Here is a 19313-nt window from a genome sequence, read left to right on the forward strand (position 1 = left end):
TGTGCCGTTATGGTAAAAGTTGCAGTTATTTCAATTGCTTATAAAACTCCCGATTTTGGGAGTTTTAACAGTGAATCGAAAAGAAATGACAAAAAACTTTGTTTTTCGTGAATTTGAATGCGGATTAAGCATCGAAGAAGCCGCGAAACTTTGTTTTAAAACTGTGAGCGAGGTCAAGCGGTGGGATGAGGGAGAAAAGATACCACCAATCTGTAAAAGGCTTATGAGATGGCACAGCAGGAAAGAACTCTATTACGGTGATGAGTGGTGGGGCTTTCGTATGGAGGGTGGTCGACTAATCCTACCAACAGGTGACAGGGTAGCGCCTCAGCAAATCTTATTTGCAATAGCAATCATGCAGATTGAAGCACCAGAACATGATCTAGCTCGTTCTAAACTTCTAAAATACGCCAGAGCAATGGTAAGAATTAAGGGGCTATAAGCCCCTCTTTTTAAAAGTTAAAATGAACTATTTATTCAAATTTCTGATTAGAAATAGAATCTTTTTCTAGCTTACTAAATAATTCTGCAGATACTTTTTCCTATAGCCTTTAATTGGATCAAGATATACGCCTTCAAGTGTCCATTGTTCGATTTGAAATATCATTAAATTAATATATCTTTTAAATCTTGAATTGTTAATGCTTCGGCAGGTTCAAAATATCAAATTTGGTGTTTGTAAAATTTTCATTGATTGACAATTAATAAACCTATTGGACTAATAAAATTAAAATCGCGATATAATATACTTTTCTAAATTCGGCTATCACTTGAACAAAGTTCATTACAATGATCTCTCAGATTAGTTACAGTACCAATAACTGTATTATCTAATGAATGCCCCTTAGGTGGGCAAATCCAATCAAAGAAAACAGATAAGTCATCTAGATTATTTCCAGTAATATTTGAGAGATATTTTTGTCCATCCCTTAAACTTAGTGGCTTACTTGTATCTTTGTCTATTAAATGTGCGATATATTTACTTCTGAATTGAAAGACCTTCATAGACTCTAATTTAGAGCGCAAACTGATACAATTGGTTCTTAAAGGCTCTGGCAATAAGTTAATCTCTTTTCCATAATGATCTAGACATTCCCATAATTTTGCTAAATTTAACACTGTATAACTTAAGGCCATACGAATCATGGCACTATGTTTAACGTTCTCTTTAGAAAAGTCTTGTTTATTTATGGTGTCTACATAAAGTTGAGTTGAAACTGCAAGGTCTACAATTTGGTCAACTAAAACCCAACGCATTTCTTCATATCGATTCATGCGAAATCTCCAATGTTTATAATAAATCGAATTTTCATTCAATCATGCAAATAGAAAAACTAGGTGCATATTTATCGCGTTTTATACAGAAGAGCATTGAGTGCCGCAAGTCTGTCGTTTAGTGTTTGCGATGAACGATAGATTCAAGATGAAAGACACCTTTGTTTGCAATGAATGGCCGCCAACTTAGGCGGCTTTTCTTGGCTGCAAGTTAAGGAAAAAGAGTCGCTCCGCTCCGTGTCGCGCACTAGGGCGCGAGATAGTTTTTTAAGAGCAGTGACCCCAGAGGCTAAGGTGGATGGGGGAAAGTACCCCCGTAGTACAAGTACGGGGGTTCGGGCGCTTTGCGCTGCTCCGCGTCGTAGTCCACTCCTTGTGCGCGCGCTAAGCGCCAGTTATCCCAACCCATAAGCCGAAAGCGACCATTGTCCCAATTGATATTGCAGAAATTCCGCTTGCTCGCATCAACAGAGTTGATGACTGCGCCGAGCGGCTTCAATCTGATTAAACCATTTTTTAAACATTAAAAAGGCCGCATAAGCGGCCTAGTTATCTACAGATTCTGTGGATATGTTGTTCATTCGCTTTCGCATGCGCGTGAAGAACGACACCAGAAAGCAGGTCAATAGGTCATAGAGCAATAGCGCCAGAAAGACCGCGAGCACGTTTGAAAAAAAGGCCGCTTCCATGAATGTGGCGAACTGGTCGACAGTAATAACGATTTGTTCCATATGATCACCTAAAAGAGCGCGCCTAACTTTACTTGCGGCGGCTGACTCGCGTCAGGCACCGCCTCGCGCAGTATCGGCTTGCAGGTTACGTTGATAGTGATGTTTTCTTTCGTGAGCTTGAGTAGACAGTCATCGTAATGCACATAAGCAATGTCGTTTGCCCTCAAGAATGCATCGTCTAGGTAATAGGTTCCCTCCGGTGTTTTGGCCTCCAGTGTGACAAAGAACTGAAAGCCCTTAGTTTGGGATTGTCGTGTGGTGTGTCCGGTGTAATAGAGGGTCTGTAAGTCATAAAGACCAAGCATTTGCTTTATGGTATCAATCCGATGAGATGGAGCAGGGGAAACAGAGCTAGCTTGATGGCCGTCCCCACCAGTAGATAAAGCAGGAGCATTTTGCCCACCCGTTTGAGGAACGCTATCGGGCGACTGAGAAACGGAAGTGTTAGACGTTTGCGCGGACGTGTCCGCCACCGTCTTAGAAGAACCAAAAACCAGACCGGAAAACGCATAGATAAAATACCCAATTGAAAGTATACCAAGCAGCAAAGACCCCACGATGGTGGGATTCTTTAGCAGCATATTGATTGCACCTGATTGATTCGCTTGCCCTGTTGATGTGGACTTATAGAGCAAGTGAGCATCGAGAGGGATTTTTTGAGGAAAGACGTTGGGATCTTTTCCTTTTGGGATAACCAATGTGGCAACGTTTTTCGGGTGACGGTAAATCAGGGGCTTTCTTCGAGCAAAAAAGTAGGCGTCACGGCCTTTATGGAAATAGCATTCTTCCGCGCAAGCACGGATAGCCGAATCAATTTGCCCCCAATCAGGCGAAAGCAAGTGAATATCCCAGTTGTAATGGCGGTGACGCATGAACCCCTCATTAAAAGATAAGGGATAAATGATCCGGCCAGTTTCGTCATATTCGGCTATCCCCCTGTCGTCCATCTCACAAGCTTGCAGCTTGGACATATCCGCAGGGAGATAGCGAGAATTAAAAAAGCTCTCATAGTCAGGCGGCAACATAGGGAGAAAATCGGACAACGGACGATAGAAAACTTTCTCCATACGAAAGCCGATGTTCTTAGAGAAAATATCTTGGCACTCATCAATCACGATGAGCGCACCAATCGGGCACCAACAAAAGAAATGCTGCCAAAGCTCAATCCCATTCTTATCACGGCTGAAGATACGGATAAGGCGAGTAGTGGAGGGGAACGTAATATCAAAACGCTTTTCGATAACATCGAGCGTTTCAAACCCCTGCATATTGGTGACAACCACGCGACCTGCTTTTAACGCTTCTAAAATGACAAAGTAGGCCACATAAGCAGACTTGTACGACCCGTTGGCTCCCGTCCGAATAAAAATAGCCATGGTTAGAACCTCGTAATTTTCCAAACAAACGCAGTAGCAAGACAGTTGAAGTAAATCCCAATAGCTTGAGGGATTTTGAAAATGAAAGCGTAATAACGGATTTCATCCGGTAGGGCATTAAAGAAACTGGCTAACATATCGTTAAAGCCAATGTCATTGAGAAGGTACTCCGCCGTTTTATAGGCAAGCTCAAGCGAGTAAATAAGCCAAAGAAACTTAAGTTTGACATACCAAGCATTGCCCCAAACGACGAGCTGACCGAAGTAATCAGGGATAGACTTGAAAAATTCAGTGACCGTGTCACCTGCATTGGCAATCGCGCCAAGCAAATCTAATAAAAATTGCATTACTCACGCTCCCCCATGATGGTCTTGATACCTGCAAAAGCAGCCAAAAATAAGATGACGGATGAAATCAAGGCGGCGTTGTCAACCAAAGCAGGGAAGACCCCAGACGTGAATTTAGTCGTGGCACCGTTAGCGAATTTAAACGTTAAAGAATGGTCTTTGTATTGACCGCTTTCTAGCTTGGTAATGTCGAAGGAAAAGAGCTTTTTAAACTCCTTTGTCTTTTCTGAGTATTGTTTCTGTAAATCGGTAATTTCCGTATTGAGCTTGGTGATAGCATCCTCACCATAGAGAGGAAGCTCCCCGAAATCGACACCAGAGCCAATGCCTGGCTTAGACAATCCGTTACCACTGAGTAAACCATTTAAGTTATCAATGCCTGTTTTGATGGAATAAATACCAGACTGAACACCGGATAAATCACCGTTACCAGAGCCACCAGAGTTGAGGGCAGAGACGATTTTGTCTGTGTCCTCCATCATTTGATTACGTAATCCTTCAGCCATCATTCCAACATTTTCAGTTAGTTGAGAAACATTAGAATTGAGTTGATTAATACCGAACTCGACAGGCCGAACCGCTTCACGAACATCACGAACGGCGCTCACAATGTTATTAGCGTTAGAACTAATCATGCTGCGAGTGGTAGACATAGAAGTCATGAGAGAATTGAATTGCGAATCAGGAAGACCAGAGCCGCCACCAGAGCCTGAATCACTTAATTTATTGAGTATGTTGCCAAGGGTATTAGCAGACATTTGGGAATATGCGGCACTTTGTGAAGTGTTCTTTTCGATATAGTCCGATAAGTTGCGGATAGAATAAAGCTGTCCTGACATGGTTGACATTAAACTTGAATAGCCCTTGTTTATATCAAGGAGCTGAGAATTTTTAATTAGAAGCTCGTCAAGGGTCATAACACCCATGCCCTCAATGTGCGCAATATCTTTAAAAGCCTGAGCTTGTTGGATACCACTAGTGGTATCTCTAGGCATACCACGAATAACATTCATAACTTTTGCAGGCATAGAAGAGGGAGCATTAGGATCCCAAGGTTTTTGTGGGTCAGCGCTTGGGTCACGAATAACGGTATTACCACCAAAGCGCAAACCATCGCTTGGATCAATTTGGCCGTTGGCCAACAAGCAATGTTTACCATTAGAAACGAATTCACCATGACAAGTGCCATTATTCACAAAGCAAACAGCGACTGTTGCCAAGTTATAACGACAAGTTCGGGCGCAGGTGTAAGGCTTATCGCCAAGGATTTCACCTGACCAACTCACCGAGCCGGAAGAGATCCCAATTTGGCATTCAATCTCAGCGTTGGCCTTGGGCGGAAGGAGTAAGAGAAAAAGGGTAAGGAACAGTAGTAGTGCAAGGTTAGTTAGTGTAAGAGTGCGCAGCATAAAGCCCCCTAAGAGGAAACGCCCCCATTTAGGAGGCGTTCACTCCGGTGTAAAAGCCGTATGCAAAGGCCATGAAATAAGCCACAGCCACCACAACGGTTAGAGCATCGGAGACAAAAGCAACCATAACGATTACTTCAAGATGCCAAGGATACGACCAAGGCCGAAGGCGATAGCGGCAAGACCAATGACACCAATCACCACCATGGTGTAATTCGCTTGACCGGACGCAATCGCGCCCTTGAGTTGTTCGGTAATAGGATCATCCGCAAAAGCGAAAGAAGCAGGGACAGAAGTTGCTACCACAACACCGAATTTTTTAGCCATGTTACGAAATTTCATAGGAATTTCTCCAACTGATTTAAGGATTTAGGGCTATCGACGCCCCATGGTTTTTACTAATCGACCCAAAACATGACCACCAAAAAATGACAGTAGAAGATACGCCGTCAAATCAGAGTAAAGTTGTGAGTCGATGGTTAAAGAGCCAAACGAAACATTTTTAATGTCGTCTAGCTCCGAGGGGGTGAGAATCACGTAAGTGCAGTCAAAGCCTTGAGGCGCAAGCATCAAATAACCGTTGTAAGCAATTACGCAATTACTCATTTTTACGCACTCACTTTGCCAAGTGAGGCTTCAAAATGCTTTTTGACTTCAGGGTCAACGGGCACCATATCCACAACAATCGAACCCGCTAACGGGTCAAGGGGATTAAGTGCTACTTCAACGTCATACTCACGGCGACCCACAAAAGCCCCTGACTTTTCGAGCTTTTCCGCATACTTGCGGTCAATGTGTAAATACTGGTCGTACTGTGGATTCACTTCACCACATTCACCCAAAGTACGGCGTTTGTACTTTTCAGCGTTCACTTCACGAAGTGGACGAGAGAGGTTAAGGATTGCATGATCACCTTGCATTTGATTCCAAACGAAGTTGATACCCAGAACAAAGACGCGAGAACGTGCCATAGTTTTTTACTCCAAAGCGTTGACTAGTTTTTGGTGCATGGACGGGAACGCGAAGACCGTCCCGTCACGTGCCAGTGATGACACGACTTTTTCAAAGTCATTGTCGTAATAATTCAAAAGGGAATTCACAAGGCGGCCATACTGGCGTTTAGCCCAGTACGTTGCCGAAAGTAGGTCACAAGCAGCGCGCTTTTTGCCTTTGGTTTTAGTTACCATCGGCGTGACTTCCTCACTGATTAACGAGGCCGCATAAGGATTAATCCCAACAAAAGCGGCTAGGGGATTGAGTAGGACGTCAACGTCCCACTTTTTGAGCTCGACTTCTGACCGATACCAATGGAAATCCTCAGATTGGATGTTTTGCTCAAGTTTCTTGTTGTAGACACGCCAATAAACGCGAGACTGACGAGAGCCGAAATTACGTTCTTCACGGGTAAAAACTTTATTACCGTCAGCGTCATACGAATATTCATCACAGATTTTGACTTTAGGACTGAAACCACGGGAACGCTTAAACCCACCTGCGATGCAAGCACGTTCGGCCGCTTCGCAAGTGTGCAAGTTGTCGTAGTCATCAAAGGCCAAATCCACACGAGTGAGATACTGAACACCCAACACCACACGCAACCAGTGATGGACAAAAGCACAAGAGCGGTTAGCGAAAAGATGTTTGCAGCCATGGCCGTTAATCTGGAAATGGATCGTGTCGTTATTACCGCCAAACCCAACTTGACCGCAGAAATCATCACCATAAGCACTGGTGAGAATGAAAGAGTCTTCGTAGAACTGAAAGCCTTTGCCACGAATCGCACCATAGTTGAAACCAAGAACGTACTGGATGAAACGGCGAACCGTTTCTTGTAAGTAATCCATGTACATAGCGCGGTAATACTTGTTGTAAGCTTCAATATCGTCAAAGGACTTCGCCACAAAACTGTCGAATTTAGGCTCCGTTGGGAAGAAGAAGCCCGAATAAGGCGACTCTTTTTTACAGTGTCTAAAGTCTTTCAATGAGACAGTGAAACACAAGTAATCAATAATGACGGGCGATTGCTCGTAATCATCAATGAAGGTGTATTCAGCCGGAGTATGGTTAATCCATTCCATAGCCAAGCCCGTAGCTTTGCGGTCGCTACGGTATTTGTAAGATTGATTCGACAAGTGATGAGGTTTGGTCGATTCAAACGGTTTTTTAGGAGAGATGCAGTATTGGTTGATGATGCCAGAGCCACACTCTGGACAGCAGCATTCAAGATGCGTGTCGTAAGAACTGCCACAGTCTAAGCAAGCGTAAACTTTCATAACTGCATTCCCATCAAGACCAAACGTTCAGCCAGAGTTGTTTCGGTAATATCAATCAATTCGTACTCGATACACTCAGATTGAAGATAAGAAACCAAAGCACGGTAAGTGCGGAACGTGTCCCAAGCTCCGAAGAGATAGACAGAAACTGAACCATCAGGGAGTAAGTCGTAATAGACACGTTCCATACGTTGACCAATGCCGTGCAAATGCGAATTTCCGCAATCATAGATGCGGATTTTCGCAATTGCCAGATGCGAAAAAGCGCAATCAATAGGCTAAGATTGGTAAAAAAGGAGGGTCATTTATGTATCAAGGCAAGCTGTTAGATGCGTACAAAAAGGCGCAAAACTACATACAAGACAAGCAAATCGCACACGATTTGAATGTGAACCCATCAAGAATCAGCGAAATGCGCAAAGGCACTCGCTATATATCTGATGATGAAGCAGTTTTTCTGGCAGAGTCAGCAGGAATTGATCCTGAGATAGCACTGTTAGGATGTCACGCAGACCGAAATAAAAACCCACGCATCAAAGCGCTGTGGGAAAGCATTGCAAAAAAGCAGAACGGGCTAGGATTAAGAACAATATCAATGCTTTGCGGTGGTCTAGCGGTGTCAATGAGTCAGGTTAACGAACTGTTACCTCAGTGCATATTATGATCTCTTTATGTAAAATACCCATATAGATCATGAGCTTGTAATTAGTTCTCGATAGACAACATATTAAGTGAATCGCAATTTACCAATTTATATATAAATAGGTGCTTAATGCTTGTTGTCTCATATGTTTCCCAAAAATATGATTTTTGTTTCGTTTACAAGAATGAGACAGAGATCACATGACTAGAAAAGTAAGAGATGAACTTTACAACTTCGGCCTACACATTAACCAAATACAAGATTTGTTACTTTGGCATTTTGATTCGGAAGCAGAGGCAGCAGAATATTTTGGTGTCACTGCGCAAACCGTTAAAAACTGGAAGAAAAAACGCAATTGGCCGTTAGCCGTTGTGAGGTTGTTACTCATCAAACACCGTGGTTATTTGCCAGTCTCTAAGGCTTGGCGAGATTTTAAAATCAGGGGTGACATTCTCTATACACCAGAAGGCCGCGCATTGAATGCCTATGATCTTATGGGACTAGATATTAAGGTTGATGGCTATTCCAACGTGTACCATTTCCGTCGAAAAAAAACACACAATAGAAATGCTCGTTATTTCGGCAAATTCAAAAATAGGGCAATGATCCGTCCTAAATAGAAAAGCCCCAATTGGGGCTTTTCTTGGCAGCGTGGGGCGCTTAACGACGCGTTTTACGTTTAGTCGCTGGCTTTTTGGCTTCAATAATTCGGCCACCTTTACTCCAACGATAACCCTTTTTCAGTGTGCCGTCAGATTTGAGTGCTTGCTTTTTAGTTGCCATCTTTCTTTCTCTCTTGTTCAAGAATCGTAATACGTAAATTATGAGCATTAGTCACTTTAGTCAGTGAGATAGCTACCCATAGGCTAATCAATGTATCAGGTGTGATTGTCCACCCTGTGAGTATTCCGAAATCCATCATTTACCCCTGATTTTGCTTGAGAAATATTCGAGTAAGTAACGCATCATCGAGCGCATTCCCAAGGTATCAACCACAATTGCACCAATTACCCACCAGTACGGCTCCGGTATTTCTTTCAGGCTAGCAAAGCCCTGGTGTACGTATTGCGCATATCCTGGAATAAAACACATCACAATCGGGATAAAAAAGATAAACAAGAATTCATCTTTCCAACCACGCGTCTTGATGCTGAGTTCATCAAGATTGGTTGCTTGAACATCGCCAGCTTGCAACCGTTCTAAATTCTTGTTGTGCTTCTCTTGCTCAAACTCATCTTGACGTTTGAGCGCGTTCGCTTTGTTTTGTTTGTGCTGTTTGTAAGCCTCAAGGCCACTGGTTAACAGCGTGAGAATTCCACCTATCATAGAATGCTCTCCGTTATAGGTTCACCAATCAGGTGACGGTATTGGGTTTTCATGGGGCGGCCTATACCGCCAAAGAGTTTATAAAGTAACGGCTGATAGACTCCGATTTCCCACAGTACCGCCGCTTCTGGCTTTAGCGTGTAGTCGCTCGGGTTGATATATCGCTCTTGGATCACAAGCGGTTGAAGCTCTACAGGAATATGCCCGTTAATTTCCGCGGTAATATCACTCAGTAACTCACCTAATGGTGAGGTCACCACATCAAGTGAACTGTCTACCGCATCGGAAAAACGCTGGCTAAACAGGCGAGCTAGTGCCAGACCTGCCAGCACTAGCAATACCGCGAATAGCAATTGCTGATTAAGCCGCTGCAATACCATTGCGGATCACCTTGTCACTGTATGGCTGAAATCCGTTTTCGTGCTTGATGATCACTTTGATTAACGGTTCAAGATGCTGATAGCCAATCGGGGTATGACGGGATATTTTCAGCTCTTTCTCTGCGTGCTGAATGTAGGCTTCGGTATTGTTCTCGTGTGAGGGCGCCCAACGATGAATAATCCCGTGTAGCGTATTAATGCCATACTTAGATTGATACGTGTTGAGGATTCGAGCAATTGCGCGAATGCCATTTTCGGGCGTATCGAAGATGATAAAACGTCCATCATTACCCATACGGCCACGCCATGCAGTGCCGTTGTCTTCGATATTACCCGGATTTTTGTTTCTGATACCTCGCGGCATGAGAGAATCTCCTTTAGTTATGAGGAGTAGCACCGCGGCTACTCCGATGATCACAAAACGTAATGACGGCATAGTTACAACTTCACAAATTTTTCAGAGCTGAAGTTATTCAAAAAACCAGCTCGTTTCATTTTTGCTTCAATACCCGTTCCCGCTAACTTTATTGCGCTGTAGTGGTCTTTGGCTGGATGGTTGAATTTAATGTCAAGTAATCCCGAATCTGTAGTTGCTAAAAACGAAACTAATGCGGCGCCTTTATAAAGCTGGATGTATTCCAGTGCAGAAAAATTTTGATCAAAGGTTTCACCGTAGAGTTTCGGAACGCCAATAAAATTCGCTCGGATTGTGTGTTTTTTCCCATCACGCGGAACCATGACCGACTTATCAAACTCTACGCCGTCAAGAAATAGCGATACTTGGTGATCTTGAATCGCCCCATCTAATCCGCCTTTTCGTGCTCGGCGGTCTACCCACAACATCCCAGCAACCGGATTTGATAGCCCATTTTGCGCGAATGTGTCAGAGTTCAGAGGGGTTCCACTTTCGCCGATGACATACAAAAGAAATCCATCCGATGAAAGTAACGCGGTTTCGTTTTGGTGCATTGGTTCGTCGGGTTTTGGCGCCATAAACGTTAGTTCAACAAATGAGCGCGTGCGCAGTTGCCAGCCTTGCTCTCCCGTCATATCCCCTGAAAATCGAAAATAATCTGATTCCTCAGTAAACCGATAACACGGCGTCAGTTCTCCGTTCCCCTGTGATTGACCTAATGCTTCAATCTCAATTTGCAGCTGGTTAACAACGCTGCTAGCTTGTTGAATTTGCTCGGCCAACGCTTCGATTTTGTTACGATCACTACCTGTCGGGAGTTTGATTTCATTCTGGCTCATGGTTACCACTCCAAAATTGCTACGCTATCCGTTATAGCGCCTGTTAATTCAATGGCTGCACGCGTTTTCAGCTCCAGCGATTCACCGGCACTCAGTGGATAGGCTCCGTTAATTAAAATATCCGCAGTGTTGGCCGCTTTCGCTTTGAGAGTGATGCCGCAACGCTCAGCATTCGCAGCAATAGAAAAGGGCATCACTGATTCACGCGCGGTGAGTTGTTCACTGACTTTGAGTTTGATCACTTGGTCAGGTTTCAGCTCAAGGGCAGGGAGTTGCGTTACCGCAAGGCTTTGGTTTTCAGCAAGCTCAACCGCTGGTAGTTGTGACACTGCAACGTTTTGGTCTGGCGCAAACTTAACGGCAGGTAACTGAGTTACCGCCACGCTTTGGTCTGGTGCGAATTCAACGGCGGGCAATTGCGATACCACAACCGTTTGACCGTCAATCACTTGAGGGGGCGTATAGTCGCCATACCCAAACTCTAAGCTAATTTCTTGATCAATCTCTGAGTGAACCAAGACGCGGCCAATGATTTGCTCAGATTTTATGACCGCGTTTTTTCGCATCGTTACACGGTCACCGTTTGAGCTTTCCAATATCACCGCTTGCTCTGCGGCTTCTAAGTGTACCCACTGACCAGAAATCAAAACGGGCAGGGGTTGATACGCTTGTAAACTGATTTTCATCGTTTCACCGCCATCATTGCGACCAAACCAAGCACAATCACGATCACAACCAAAAGAATGATTTGCTGTTGCTTGTTTTCGCTTGCGCCGTTGTCTTGTTTAAATTTCGCCAAGTCCATAATTGCGTTTAAGTTCTCAGCATTTTGCTTTGCTTGGCCTCCTGATAATCCGGCCAGCATTTGCAGATTTTCGCTGTTGCTCGATGCAATATCTTCAAGCGCACTTTCGGCAAAAGTGAGAGAGTCTTTATTGACGCCCCCGGCGAACTTGAGCGCATTTTCAAACATGCTGCCTGTTTCGTTGATTAGCTCACCACCCAAGGCAAGGGCTTTATTGACTGCGCCGTGGTCGGTTGCGGTCACATGCAGTGTTGAATTGTTCACACCACTGATTGCGGTGCCGAGGTTGTCACCATCAATCGCATTTTGGCCGCTGACGTTCGTCGACGTTGTGGCATTACTTGAATTGGATTTACCACCCATACAATTAAACTCTCATTGTCATTAACGTTACTTCGCCTTCCTGTTGCTCTTGGGTATTCAATCGACGGACTAAACGAGCCAAGGAGGGGAAATAGGTTGCGGCGCTAATGCTGGTTAATCCGGCTTTCTTCACAATGGGGCAAAGCTCATGGATTGCTCTGATAACGCCTGTTCCTGAAACTGCCCACAAAAAATAAGAGTCTCCGACGACTTCCCCGGCGAGCGTGACGTCATACCCATCACCGCGAATGTCGTACAAGCTGACAAGGCCAGCTTGTACGGAACGTTTCAGCGCATCGAAATCATCAGGACAAGCACGAAACGCAATCTCTAACCGTCCCAACGCTTTTGATTTGTCTGCTAACTGAATCATTTCTTTCTCAACATCAGGTAAGCCAAAACAAGGATAACGAGCGCAATTAACCAAGGACTGACACCACTCCCCATATTGATTGAGCCAACTTGCTGACCGCTTTTGTTTGTACTGCTCGCTGAAGAGTGACCAGCATGACCGCCAGATATGGGCATCGTTCCTGAGTTAGTAATATTTGGGATCATTTCAACCTCTTACTTATCAGGTAGAGAATGGCGGCGATAATCAGTAAGGTGATCAACTTGTCTGTACTGCCCGACAACTTGAAACCGACATAACCGCCACCAATAAACGCCGCCGCTATGAAATAGGGCATCAGCGTTTTCTCTGCGTTATTAAAAACACGACAAGCAGAAAGGCCAGAAACAAACCACCTAGCGCCATCCAGTGACCGGATGAGGGTAGATAATACTGTCCACCCAAGGGCTGACCGTCGGCAGTCTGCCCCTCGACTTGGTTTTGTCGTGCAGCATCGAGATCACTTTTTTTCTTTGTAATATCGAACTCTGCCAAACCGTTTAACCATGTGCTTCCTGCGCCTGTCACAGCGTTAAGAAGCTCGCCGCCACTGTCCGTGAGTTGTTCTAACCAGCTCAAACTCATAGCGCCCCCTTATTTTTTGGGTTGCGTTTGAGGAATAGCGACTTGCTCGATAGCTTCCACAATCACAGGCACGCTACCCGGTGCGGTTTTTTCCACTTCAAATTGCAGTGAACGTGTAGCGTAGGTGCTGAGTTTGCCTTCTGCACCAAAGCCAGTACGCACGAAGTCGAGCGAGAACCAACCCACGTTTTGCTCTAGCTCCGCATCCGCCAAATCAAAGGCGTTATCGGCCTTGTTCACGTTCATTTCTTCACGATCATCACGTAATACACGGATGCGAGTGATCGAGTCATCTTTGAAGTGAATGCGCTTGAGGTGTAGATATGGGGAACGCTCCGCCCAATCAAACGGGGTACGGCCTTCGGCGCTCGCAAACCAAGTCAGCGAGTAAATACGAGGCATAAACACACGCTGAGATTGTGCTTCGGTGATTTGAGCGCGAGCACGAATACTTGGCGCAGCAACGCCCGATTTCGCTTTGAGTTGGATGTAAACAAACCAGATTTCTCCGGTTAGGGTGACTAGCTCACCTTGGCGCACGCCCATTTTGGTTCGCATCAGCAGATCACTAAAAGCGATCACATAGCGCCCCGGTTGCACGTACTTTTTGCGGTGCTCGCGCAAATCAACAATATCCTGACCAGACAAGGAAACGATCTCTTTACCGTTATGCGTAATGCGCACACGTTCAATATCTGACGGGTCAGTGATATTGGTCACCAGCTCAATATTCTGGTAAGTCGGGCCCGAAACAAGACGCAGCGTTGCTTGGTTTCCCCATGCAACGCCCTCTACAGGATCAAGCTCTTTAGGGCGCGGATTGAACAACGTTTCTAGTAATTCCATCATCGCCCCCTTAGAACCAGCCAGTGTCGCCGTTGAGTTGCTTTTTCAGCTTCTCAAGCGGTTCGACGTTGTTGATGATTGCGATAATCACCAAGGCAACGACAACCGTTAACAGCATGGTTTTATGTTCTTTCTTCATAGTTAGCCTTTCATCGAGTGAAATAAAACAAATTGCCCGGTTATGAAAAGCGATAAAAACAAAGGAGGGAATGAGGAATAACCTATAGGTTGAGCGGTTAACCTATAGGTTGAATTGTGAGCAAGCTCTCACCAGTTTAACGGTAGTTAAGCGGTACGGCTTGCCCGGTTTGACAGTTAAAAGCGAGTTTGGCGACATTGCCGATCCCGTCTTTGACCAGTAGGTACTCAGCAATAGGTTTGCCGATGCGTGTTTTGTTTACTTTGGCCGAGACAAGGGATTCAATCTCTTTGACGTGTAAGCCTTTCTTATCTGCCAAATATCTCGCATCCGCCGCCGAGTTGACGGCGCCAATCCACCATGTAGAGGATTGGTCTGTCACGGTCTTGGGTACCTCTTGGCCTTTTTGGAAAACACTGTGACACACTAACCCAAATTGACGCCCACCACGCCACAACTCGCCAGCTTTACCCAGTAATTTACCGGAGCTTTCGACACAGCTTGCCAACTCTTCAATGACAGTATGCAGTTTAGGTGCATGACCGTTCCCCAATGACCAAACCACGGACGCAAAAAACTCTAGCTCATCGCTACAGGCGCCAAACTCCGGCACATAGGCGAGCTTGAATGATTGGCCGCGTTTACGTGCCATGAGAAGTGATTTTAAAAAGGCAAGGCGAGAGCTTGTGCCGTGGCACTGCTGGCCTTGAAACTTTTGCCCGGCATAGTTTCGGTAGGGGTCGAAAAACACCGCTTGTGAACCCTTTGGGACAAAGCCCATATGTTTAACGGCGGAGGTTTTCCCTCCGCCAGTTCCCGCGACATAAATAATGTGCTCAGCATCGAGTGACGGGTTAGAGTTAACCGGGTTAGGCAGCTTGAGCGGTGTTTTGGCTTTTTTCGCCATTCGCGGCCTCCTGTTGAGCTTTCAACACTTTAAGCTGAGTGACGTGCCGTTTTGAGGTGTAAATCAAGGCCAGTACCGCCAGCAATAACGTTGCCTCTTCGATGTAGTTTCCAAAGAGGCCGAGTAACTGGCTACCGTGTTTATTGATAACCGGAATTGCCGCCTTAATGACTTCGGCTTTACCTTTTTCATCAAATGCGAAATCAATACCAGATATGATGGAGGTTGCCTGCTCAGAAATGGTAAACACTACATTGAGTAGCCCCTCAAACGCTTCTGAACTCACGCTCTGTGCTGGCTCTGCCACAACCGATGACGCATCATCATTAGCGCTCTTTTCATCGCTTTCTAACTGAGAGATAACGGTACTAAAATCGCCCCAATCATCATTGGCCGCACCGCCCAAACCCACTTCTTGATCGCTTTCAAACGTTTGCATTCGGTTGCGCCTCCGGTTGCTTCTTCGGAAGTAACTTGCTCAACATCCACACCAAGAAAATCAATGCACTCAATAAGGCGAGGGCTCGTTTCACGGTGAAAAAGGGCAAGGGCTCGACTGGTGGTTTAACCGTTGGCTCAACGGTTGAAAGTGCGCTAACAACCGCGTCATTGCTTGGTTCACGCATTTCATTGGCAAGCAGTACATCAACCGATGAATCAACCGAATCAACGGTTAACACATCCGGTTGAGGCTCGATTTCCAACGGTTGCACAGTTTCGGTTAATTCGGTTGACATCGCGGTTAACTGGCTTTCATCACTCACCATGTGCTCAACGATGTAGCTATCAATGGTTTTGCTCATCGCGCTGTTACCGCAGTTAGGACAGCGATAGTAATGTAAGCCAAGGTTACGCCCATTTTTGGTGGGTTCCCCCTCAGCGATGAGCTTACCTTCACCGACACGGTGAACGGTAGACGGAGTAGAGCAAACAGGGCAGCGAACATGCCCCCGTATCGGGTTAGGATGCTTACTCATGCTCACCCCCGGTACATTCTACCGTTTCAACCTTGTTCAGTTGCTCAAGATTGGCCATCACATGCGCCCGATATTTACTGCGTGCTACGTTGTTTAACTTGGCAAGTTGCTCTAACTGTGTGAAGAAGTTCGACGGCAACCCCAAGGATTCAGGCGACAGGTCACCCCCAAACAACGCTTTTGTCGCTTTGGCGATCACGTCTTTCATATCCATATTTTTAAAGCGCTCAATCTCAACGGTAATGCTTTGCGTGAGTTGGTCTGCGGCATCAAGCGCCGCTAAATCGCGCTGACATTCGGTAATAGAAAGTTTTTCCATGTTTCCAGCCTCCCGGCGGTAGTTAGGTTAATTGGATGGTTCAAAGCAATCAGGGCAATTCGCGCAGCTCAAAATATATGGGATCATTGGCTGCATCGATTTGAGTCAGGGTTAAGAGAGTAGACACATTCAGCGCGTTTTGTTCAGCGGCAAGCTGTCCAGCAATGCGCACAAAGCTAAATAGCTCAGGTGGGGGTAAGGGATGGAAAATTGGCAAAGCCTGACGATAAAGCGCCACCTTTGCCAATTGCTGCGAGTATTGTTGTGTTGTCATGCTCATTCCTTTAACTGACGTTTAAGAAACAAGCCGCGGAGAGGTTACGAATCCATCAACGCAATTATTAATCATTTAATTGAAGGAATCAAATTTAGATTATAAGTTACTTTGTTTGTGCCAACTCTACATATTTATAATAATCGTCTAGTGTTGCTAAACATGCTAAGTGGTTTTCTGACCTTAACTTAAACAAACAATTTGTATAAAGTTCAAGAAATGGGTTATTTTTAATATCTCTACGGAAACTATTCTTATTTATATACAACCTCATATTATCCATAACTTTTCCAACATGGTTATCTTTAGTTGTCTGAGTGGCAACAAGCCATGATGTATGGTACATAGTGGCAATGTCTTCATATTTATCAAGTTTAACCATACCTTTTGAAATTATTAATGCATGAAGCAATGGAATATGCGAATCAAATTTACTCATTGCTGATATGGAAACAGGAATTTGCATGTCAAATGACTTAGTGCTTTTTCTTTCTTTATATATACAATTGAATTGCGTACTGTCATACTCTATTAGCAATAAGAAAAACAAACGCATATCAAAATAGATATTTGATTTATCGTCACTAAGAAATGTAAATATAGAATCAAATTTGTTTAAAACCTGCTCTAATCTTCTTAAAGATACATTATAGAAAAAGCTTAACTCATTTAATATCATTGCGATAGTTTCATTTTTATGTTCAGACTCACATATAAAGAATAGATTTTTAAGGTTTTTATCTACAAGATTTTCCGAAATCTTTTTACAAAAATCGTATCGATTAGGTTCAGGCAGCTTTGCAGTTCGATGGAAGAATCTAGACAAATACTCTCTACCATCAAAATTAAAACCATAAATAGCTTGGACTGAATGGCTCAATTGTTCTGTATCAGTTGCAATCACAAACACATAGTTTTCTAGTTCGAAAAAATGCTTGATTGTCTCTAACATTTCTATTGCATAATTTGGTCGGCATCTATCAAGTTCATCGATAAGAACAAAAACTTTTTTATGCCCTTCTGGACAGAATTCGACAAGTGTTTCTAATGCTTTCCTAGCATCATTCAAAGCGCTTTTTTGTTGCTTATAGGAACTGCTCAAATTCTCGCCGAAAACTACTGCTTCAGAGTCAGAAAATGTAAATTGTTTTGCCAATTCAACAAAAGCACTGTTTCCCGATTGGCCGGACACATAAGTCCCCATACCAATTGCAGTTGTATTCCATGCTTTCTTACTAAATTTACCTAGCGTAGCGAGTATTTTTTTCTCAGTATCCGCTGCTTTAAATTGTTTATTGACACGATTTAGTTGTTCGAGTAACTCACTTATGATCACTAATAATGGGTCATTCGAATAATCAGATTCCCAAGCGTCAATATAAATACAAGGAAATTCATGAGTATACGTTAAATCACAGTATAACTGTCGTAAAAATGTCGTTTTTCCAGTACCCCATCCTCCATCTAGGTTCAAGACTAATGGCGTTTTCTGATTGCGCAAGTAAGAAGAGAGAAATCGGCCATAATCACCACTATTGAGTTTACAAGCTTCCCAAGAATACTTCTCTCTCCAAAACTCGAATCTCTCATTTATTGGCATAGTTACTGCTCCACAAATTTCTCTTTTATATCAGGCAAGTGCAATGCATTCAATATAGCATCCTTTACCTTGCTAGAATCATCGCGAAGCGATAAAGCGGCCACAACATTTACACCACACACTGAAGTCTATCGACGAAGTTGAGGAGTTACTGTGCTAAGGCCGCGGCTCGCTTCAGCGAGCATGAAAGGCCGCCTCATTCTTCACTTATCCCCGTTATATCGGGGATAAGGAAATAAGTTCTTTAATTTCATTACTAACATCGTTCTAGTCGAAGACTATGCCGACCGTGAAATAGGGGTGAGAACTAGGTGCATCAACTAGGAGTAGTTTAAATCATAGGATCACAAGGTTATCCACAGAAACCCGAAAGACAGTATAAAAAACAGCCTACAGTTGTTAAGCAATGTGTGAATTGCCGATATTTATACTCAGCTCTAGCAAGATTTGAGCGTTAAATACGCGCAGAGTGAGCTCAGGCAACGAAAAAAGCCCCAACTAAGGGGCATGGCAGGAAATAGGCTTTAAATGGGTATTGGTGCGTCTGATAGGGCTTTTTCCGCAGCTTCTTTACGACGGCGGCGGAGTAGGGTAACTGGCGTTTGAATATACTTAATCGGTCGACCTAAGCGACGCGCATACAATTTAAGCCAATCTTTGGCGGCTTCCTTGGCTTTCTGGAACTGCTCAAAAATACCAAGGTCTTTGAAATATTTGTCAGTCACGCGCTTGATAGAAGCAAGGCCGCGCCATTTTTCTATGTTATCGGCTCCTGTATAGCTCTCACGCGGTTGCTTGGAGGTTACCCAACCTTTGAGAAATATGAATTTCACGCACTGTTTGACGCGCCATTCTGGTAAATTGCATTGCTTGGCGATGAATCCCCATGAGCGCAAAACGAAACCGTCACGGGTTGCAACACCGATTTTCGCAGAGCGGAGACACATTTCATTGACGAGTACAGTCATTACTTTGGTAATGTCTTGCACAAATGACTGACGCATACCGCGACCGTTAGAAGTCAGGAACGCGGCTGAGCTAGAGGGGCATTGAGCTATTTTTTCCAAGACAGCACGGTTTAAGGCCGCCAAAG

At 44.3% G+C, this 19313-nt stretch carries 32 protein-coding genes; 3 read left to right on the forward strand and 29 right to left on the reverse strand.

What is annotated here, in order from left to right:
• Positions 1–70 precede the first annotated feature (70 nt).
• Complete coding sequence (locus tag GOU96_RS12530; protein WP_229023095.1) at positions 71–442, forward strand: regulator; 372 nt, start codon at positions 71–73, stop codon at positions 440–442.
• 311 nt (positions 443–753) lie between these two features.
• Here GOU96_RS12530 and GOU96_RS12535 read toward each other — a convergent pair whose 3' ends face one another.
• The 10 genes from GOU96_RS12535 to GOU96_RS12580 form a co-directional block, all read right to left on the reverse strand.
• The gene (locus tag GOU96_RS12535; RefSeq protein WP_267782217.1) at positions 754–1275 is read right to left on the reverse strand and encodes a hypothetical protein; all 522 of its coding nucleotides are present in this window, start codon (positions 1273–1275) and stop codon (positions 754–756) included.
• A 545-nt stretch (positions 1276–1820) separates the two neighbouring features.
• Entirely contained in the window at positions 1821–2006 is a 186-nt protein-coding gene (locus tag GOU96_RS12540; protein WP_032469415.1) for a hypothetical protein, read from the reverse strand.
• Positions 2007–2014: 8 nt separating this feature from the next.
• Positions 2015–3382 (reverse strand): zonular occludens toxin domain-containing protein, encoded by a 1368-nt coding sequence (locus tag GOU96_RS12545; RefSeq protein ID WP_267782215.1) that lies wholly within the window; start codon positions 3380–3382, stop codon positions 2015–2017.
• 2 nt (positions 3383–3384) lie between these two features.
• Positions 3385–3729 carry a DUF2523 family protein gene (locus GOU96_RS12550; protein ID WP_001160095.1) on the reverse strand — a complete coding sequence of 115 codons (345 nt, stop codon included), beginning with the start codon at positions 3727–3729 and terminating at the stop codon, positions 3385–3387.
• Positions 3729–5138, reverse strand: a complete 1410-nt coding sequence (locus GOU96_RS12555) for a hypothetical protein (RefSeq protein WP_267782213.1) — start codon at positions 5136–5138, stop codon at positions 3729–3731. The genes GOU96_RS12550 and GOU96_RS12555 overlap by 1 nt, the downstream gene beginning before the upstream one ends.
• 132 nt (positions 5139–5270) lie before the next feature.
• The gene (locus GOU96_RS12560; protein ID WP_000672170.1) at positions 5271–5480 is read right to left on the reverse strand and encodes a hypothetical protein; all 210 of its coding nucleotides are present in this window, start codon (positions 5478–5480) and stop codon (positions 5271–5273) included.
• Between the two features lie 33 nt (positions 5481–5513).
• Entirely contained in the window at positions 5514–5744 is a 231-nt protein-coding gene (locus tag GOU96_RS12565; protein ID WP_002043879.1) for a hypothetical protein, read from the reverse strand.
• Positions 5745–5746: 2 nt separating this feature from the next.
• Positions 5747–6109 carry a DUF1293 family protein gene (locus GOU96_RS12570; protein ID WP_001896626.1) on the reverse strand — a complete coding sequence of 121 codons (363 nt, stop codon included), beginning with the start codon at positions 6107–6109 and terminating at the stop codon, positions 5747–5749.
• 6 nt (positions 6110–6115) lie between these two features.
• Complete coding sequence (locus tag GOU96_RS12575; protein WP_000870098.1) at positions 6116–7411, reverse strand: replication initiation factor domain-containing protein; 1296 nt, start codon at positions 7409–7411, stop codon at positions 6116–6118.
• Entirely contained in the window at positions 7408–7599 is a 192-nt protein-coding gene (locus GOU96_RS12580) for a hypothetical protein (RefSeq protein WP_000442957.1), read from the reverse strand. Before GOU96_RS12580 ends, GOU96_RS12575 begins: the two co-directional genes overlap by 4 nt.
• A 119-nt stretch (positions 7600–7718) precedes the next feature.
• Here GOU96_RS12580 and GOU96_RS12585 point away from each other — a divergent pair, with 119 nt between their 5' ends.
• Positions 7719–8075 (forward strand): DUF3693 domain-containing protein, encoded by a 357-nt coding sequence (locus GOU96_RS12585; RefSeq protein WP_267782210.1) that lies wholly within the window; start codon positions 7719–7721, stop codon positions 8073–8075.
• 179 nt (positions 8076–8254) lie between these two features.
• A complete protein-coding gene (locus tag GOU96_RS12590; RefSeq protein WP_017686457.1) occupies positions 8255–8674 on the forward strand; it encodes a DUF3653 domain-containing protein in 420 nt (139 codons plus the stop codon).
• 40 nt (positions 8675–8714) lie between these two features.
• On the opposite strand, the gene GOU96_RS12595 is transcribed toward GOU96_RS12590, so the two are convergent.
• The 19 genes from GOU96_RS12595 to GOU96_RS12690 form a co-directional block, all read right to left on the reverse strand.
• Positions 8715–8837: a hypothetical protein gene (locus GOU96_RS12595; RefSeq protein ID WP_267782207.1), complete on the reverse strand. Its 123-nt coding sequence runs from the start codon at positions 8835–8837 to the stop codon at positions 8715–8717.
• A gap of 135 nt (positions 8838–8972) precedes the next feature.
• Entirely contained in the window at positions 8973–9380 is a 408-nt protein-coding gene (locus GOU96_RS12600) for a hypothetical protein (protein WP_000579058.1), read from the reverse strand.
• The gene (locus GOU96_RS12605; protein ID WP_267782205.1) at positions 9377–9760 is read right to left on the reverse strand and encodes a hypothetical protein; all 384 of its coding nucleotides are present in this window, start codon (positions 9758–9760) and stop codon (positions 9377–9379) included. Before GOU96_RS12605 ends, GOU96_RS12600 begins: the two co-directional genes overlap by 4 nt.
• A complete protein-coding gene (locus GOU96_RS12610; protein ID WP_001137195.1) occupies positions 9741–10124 on the reverse strand; it encodes a hypothetical protein in 384 nt (127 codons plus the stop codon). Before GOU96_RS12610 ends, GOU96_RS12605 begins: the two co-directional genes overlap by 20 nt.
• Before the next feature lie 74 nt (positions 10125–10198).
• Positions 10199–11014 (reverse strand): hypothetical protein, encoded by an 816-nt coding sequence (locus GOU96_RS12615; RefSeq protein WP_267782202.1) that lies wholly within the window; start codon positions 11012–11014, stop codon positions 10199–10201.
• A 2-nt stretch (positions 11015–11016) separates the two neighbouring features.
• Positions 11017–11700 carry a hypothetical protein gene (locus GOU96_RS12620; protein WP_258497391.1) on the reverse strand — a complete coding sequence of 228 codons (684 nt, stop codon included), beginning with the start codon at positions 11698–11700 and terminating at the stop codon, positions 11017–11019.
• Positions 11697–12182: a hypothetical protein gene (locus GOU96_RS12625; protein ID WP_017686451.1), complete on the reverse strand. Its 486-nt coding sequence runs from the start codon at positions 12180–12182 to the stop codon at positions 11697–11699. The genes GOU96_RS12620 and GOU96_RS12625 overlap by 4 nt, the downstream gene beginning before the upstream one ends.
• Positions 12183–12186: 4 nt before the next feature.
• Positions 12187–12555, reverse strand: coding sequence for a hypothetical protein (locus GOU96_RS12630; RefSeq protein ID WP_055034535.1), 369 nt, complete (start codon positions 12553–12555; stop codon positions 12187–12189).
• A 181-nt stretch (positions 12556–12736) separates the two neighbouring features.
• Entirely contained in the window at positions 12737–12871 is a 135-nt protein-coding gene (locus GOU96_RS12640; protein ID WP_001146189.1) for a hypothetical protein, read from the reverse strand.
• On the reverse strand, positions 12871–13158 hold the full coding sequence (locus tag GOU96_RS12645) for a hypothetical protein (protein ID WP_000059522.1): 288 nt from the start codon (positions 13156–13158) through the stop codon (positions 12871–12873). The genes GOU96_RS12640 and GOU96_RS12645 overlap by 1 nt, the downstream gene beginning before the upstream one ends.
• Positions 13159–13167: 9 nt before the next feature.
• Complete coding sequence (locus tag GOU96_RS12650; RefSeq protein WP_000421377.1) at positions 13168–14004, reverse strand: major capsid protein P2; 837 nt, start codon at positions 14002–14004, stop codon at positions 13168–13170.
• Between the two features lie 10 nt (positions 14005–14014).
• On the reverse strand, positions 14015–14143 hold the full coding sequence (locus GOU96_RS12655) for a hypothetical protein (RefSeq protein WP_000711436.1): 129 nt from the start codon (positions 14141–14143) through the stop codon (positions 14015–14017).
• Between the two features lie 136 nt (positions 14144–14279).
• Complete coding sequence (locus GOU96_RS12660) at positions 14280–15050, reverse strand: hypothetical protein (RefSeq protein ID WP_001074398.1); 771 nt, start codon at positions 15048–15050, stop codon at positions 14280–14282.
• Entirely contained in the window at positions 15013–15489 is a 477-nt protein-coding gene (locus GOU96_RS12665) for a hypothetical protein (RefSeq protein ID WP_148547629.1), read from the reverse strand. The genes GOU96_RS12660 and GOU96_RS12665 overlap by 38 nt, the downstream gene beginning before the upstream one ends.
• Positions 15476–16027, reverse strand: coding sequence for a hypothetical protein (locus GOU96_RS12670; RefSeq protein ID WP_267782190.1), 552 nt, complete (start codon positions 16025–16027; stop codon positions 15476–15478). Before GOU96_RS12670 ends, GOU96_RS12665 begins: the two co-directional genes overlap by 14 nt.
• Positions 16020–16346, reverse strand: coding sequence for a hypothetical protein (locus GOU96_RS12675; RefSeq protein WP_119299279.1), 327 nt, complete (start codon positions 16344–16346; stop codon positions 16020–16022). Before GOU96_RS12675 ends, GOU96_RS12670 begins: the two co-directional genes overlap by 8 nt.
• 49 nt (positions 16347–16395) lie before the next feature.
• Positions 16396–16620, reverse strand: a complete 225-nt coding sequence (locus GOU96_RS12680) for a hypothetical protein (RefSeq protein ID WP_060780504.1) — start codon at positions 16618–16620, stop codon at positions 16396–16398.
• Positions 16621–16726: 106 nt separating this feature from the next.
• Complete coding sequence (locus tag GOU96_RS12685) at positions 16727–18220, reverse strand: KAP family P-loop NTPase fold protein (protein ID WP_267782186.1); 1494 nt, start codon at positions 18218–18220, stop codon at positions 16727–16729.
• A gap of 524 nt (positions 18221–18744) precedes the next feature.
• Entirely contained in the window at positions 18745–19311 is a 567-nt protein-coding gene (locus tag GOU96_RS12690) for a hypothetical protein (RefSeq protein ID WP_324701974.1), read from the reverse strand.
• Between the last annotated feature and the right edge of the window lie 2 nt (positions 19312–19313).

This window comes from Vibrio sp. R-1 (assembly GCF_035615595.1).
Classification (GTDB): Bacteria; Pseudomonadota; Gammaproteobacteria; order Enterobacterales; family Vibrionaceae; genus Vibrio; species Vibrio cholerae.

What these genes read in the sequence shown, in the direction of transcription:
- GOU96_RS12630 (WP_055034535.1), bottom strand. Translation starts at nt 12,555, where the DNA reads ATGATTCAGTTAGCAGACAAATCAAAAGCGTTGGGACGGTTAGAGATT.
- GOU96_RS12675 (WP_119299279.1), bottom strand. Translation starts at nt 16,346, where the DNA reads ATGGAAAAACTTTCTATTACCGAATGTCAGCGCGATTTAGCGGCGCTT.
- GOU96_RS12655 (WP_000711436.1), bottom strand. Translation starts at nt 14,143, where the DNA reads ATGAAGAAAGAACATAAAACCATGCTGTTAACGGTTGTCGTTGCCTTG.
- GOU96_RS12545 (WP_267782215.1), bottom strand. Translation starts at nt 3,382, where the DNA reads ATGGCTATTTTTATTCGGACGGGAGCCAACGGGTCGTACAAGTCTGCT.
- GOU96_RS12540 (WP_032469415.1), bottom strand. Translation starts at nt 2,006, where the DNA reads ATGGAACAAATCGTTATTACTGTCGACCAGTTCGCCACATTCATGGAA.
- GOU96_RS12665 (WP_148547629.1), bottom strand. Translation starts at nt 15,489, where the DNA reads ATGCAAACGTTTGAAAGCGATCAAGAAGTGGGTTTGGGCGGTGCGGCC.
- GOU96_RS12595 (WP_267782207.1), bottom strand. Translation starts at nt 8,837, where the DNA reads ATGGCAACTAAAAAGCAAGCACTCAAATCTGACGGCACACTGAAAAAG.
- GOU96_RS12570 (WP_001896626.1), bottom strand. Translation starts at nt 6,109, where the DNA reads ATGGCACGTTCTCGCGTCTTTGTTCTGGGTATCAACTTCGTTTGGAAT.
- GOU96_RS12680 (WP_060780504.1), bottom strand. Translation starts at nt 16,620, where the DNA reads ATGACAACACAACAATACTCGCAGCAATTGGCAAAGGTGGCGCTTTAT.
- GOU96_RS12610 (WP_001137195.1), bottom strand. Translation starts at nt 10,124, where the DNA reads ATGCCGCGAGGTATCAGAAACAAAAATCCGGGTAATATCGAAGACAAC.
- GOU96_RS12640 (WP_001146189.1), bottom strand. Translation starts at nt 12,871, where the DNA reads ATGCCCTATTTCATAGCGGCGGCGTTTATTGGTGGCGGTTATGTCGGT.
- GOU96_RS12685 (WP_267782186.1), bottom strand. Translation starts at nt 18,220, where the DNA reads ATGCCAATAAATGAGAGATTCGAGTTTTGGAGAGAGAAGTATTCTTGG.
- GOU96_RS12645 (WP_000059522.1), bottom strand. Translation starts at nt 13,158, where the DNA reads ATGAGTTTGAGCTGGTTAGAACAACTCACGGACAGTGGCGGCGAGCTT.
- GOU96_RS12615 (WP_267782202.1), bottom strand. Translation starts at nt 11,014, where the DNA reads ATGAGCCAGAATGAAATCAAACTCCCGACAGGTAGTGATCGTAACAAA.
- GOU96_RS12605 (WP_267782205.1), bottom strand. Translation starts at nt 9,760, where the DNA reads ATGGTATTGCAGCGGCTTAATCAGCAATTGCTATTCGCGGTATTGCTA.
- GOU96_RS12670 (WP_267782190.1), bottom strand. Translation starts at nt 16,027, where the DNA reads ATGAGTAAGCATCCTAACCCGATACGGGGGCATGTTCGCTGCCCTGTT.
- GOU96_RS12550 (WP_001160095.1), bottom strand. Translation starts at nt 3,729, where the DNA reads ATGCAATTTTTATTAGATTTGCTTGGCGCGATTGCCAATGCAGGTGAC.
- GOU96_RS12650 (WP_000421377.1), bottom strand. Translation starts at nt 14,004, where the DNA reads ATGGAATTACTAGAAACGTTGTTCAATCCGCGCCCTAAAGAGCTTGAT.
- GOU96_RS12575 (WP_000870098.1), bottom strand. Translation starts at nt 7,411, where the DNA reads ATGAAAGTTTACGCTTGCTTAGACTGTGGCAGTTCTTACGACACGCAT.
- GOU96_RS12585 (WP_267782210.1), top strand. Translation starts at nt 7,719, where the DNA reads ATGTATCAAGGCAAGCTGTTAGATGCGTACAAAAAGGCGCAAAACTAC.
- GOU96_RS12660 (WP_001074398.1), bottom strand. Translation starts at nt 15,050, where the DNA reads ATGGCGAAAAAAGCCAAAACACCGCTCAAGCTGCCTAACCCGGTTAAC.
- GOU96_RS12555 (WP_267782213.1), bottom strand. Translation starts at nt 5,138, where the DNA reads ATGCTGCGCACTCTTACACTAACTAACCTTGCACTACTACTGTTCCTT.
- GOU96_RS12600 (WP_000579058.1), bottom strand. Translation starts at nt 9,380, where the DNA reads ATGATAGGTGGAATTCTCACGCTGTTAACCAGTGGCCTTGAGGCTTAC.
- GOU96_RS12565 (WP_002043879.1), bottom strand. Translation starts at nt 5,744, where the DNA reads ATGAGTAATTGCGTAATTGCTTACAACGGTTATTTGATGCTTGCGCCT.
- GOU96_RS12620 (WP_258497391.1), bottom strand. Translation starts at nt 11,700, where the DNA reads ATGAAAATCAGTTTACAAGCGTATCAACCCCTGCCCGTTTTGATTTCT.
- GOU96_RS12535 (WP_267782217.1), bottom strand. Translation starts at nt 1,275, where the DNA reads ATGAATCGATATGAAGAAATGCGTTGGGTTTTAGTTGACCAAATTGTA.
- GOU96_RS12590 (WP_017686457.1), top strand. Translation starts at nt 8,255, where the DNA reads ATGACTAGAAAAGTAAGAGATGAACTTTACAACTTCGGCCTACACATT.
- GOU96_RS12560 (WP_000672170.1), bottom strand. Translation starts at nt 5,480, where the DNA reads ATGAAATTTCGTAACATGGCTAAAAAATTCGGTGTTGTGGTAGCAACT.
- GOU96_RS12625 (WP_017686451.1), bottom strand. Translation starts at nt 12,182, where the DNA reads ATGGGTGGTAAATCCAATTCAAGTAATGCCACAACGTCGACGAACGTC.
- GOU96_RS12580 (WP_000442957.1), bottom strand. Translation starts at nt 7,599, where the DNA reads ATGGAACGTGTCTATTACGACTTACTCCCTGATGGTTCAGTTTCTGTC.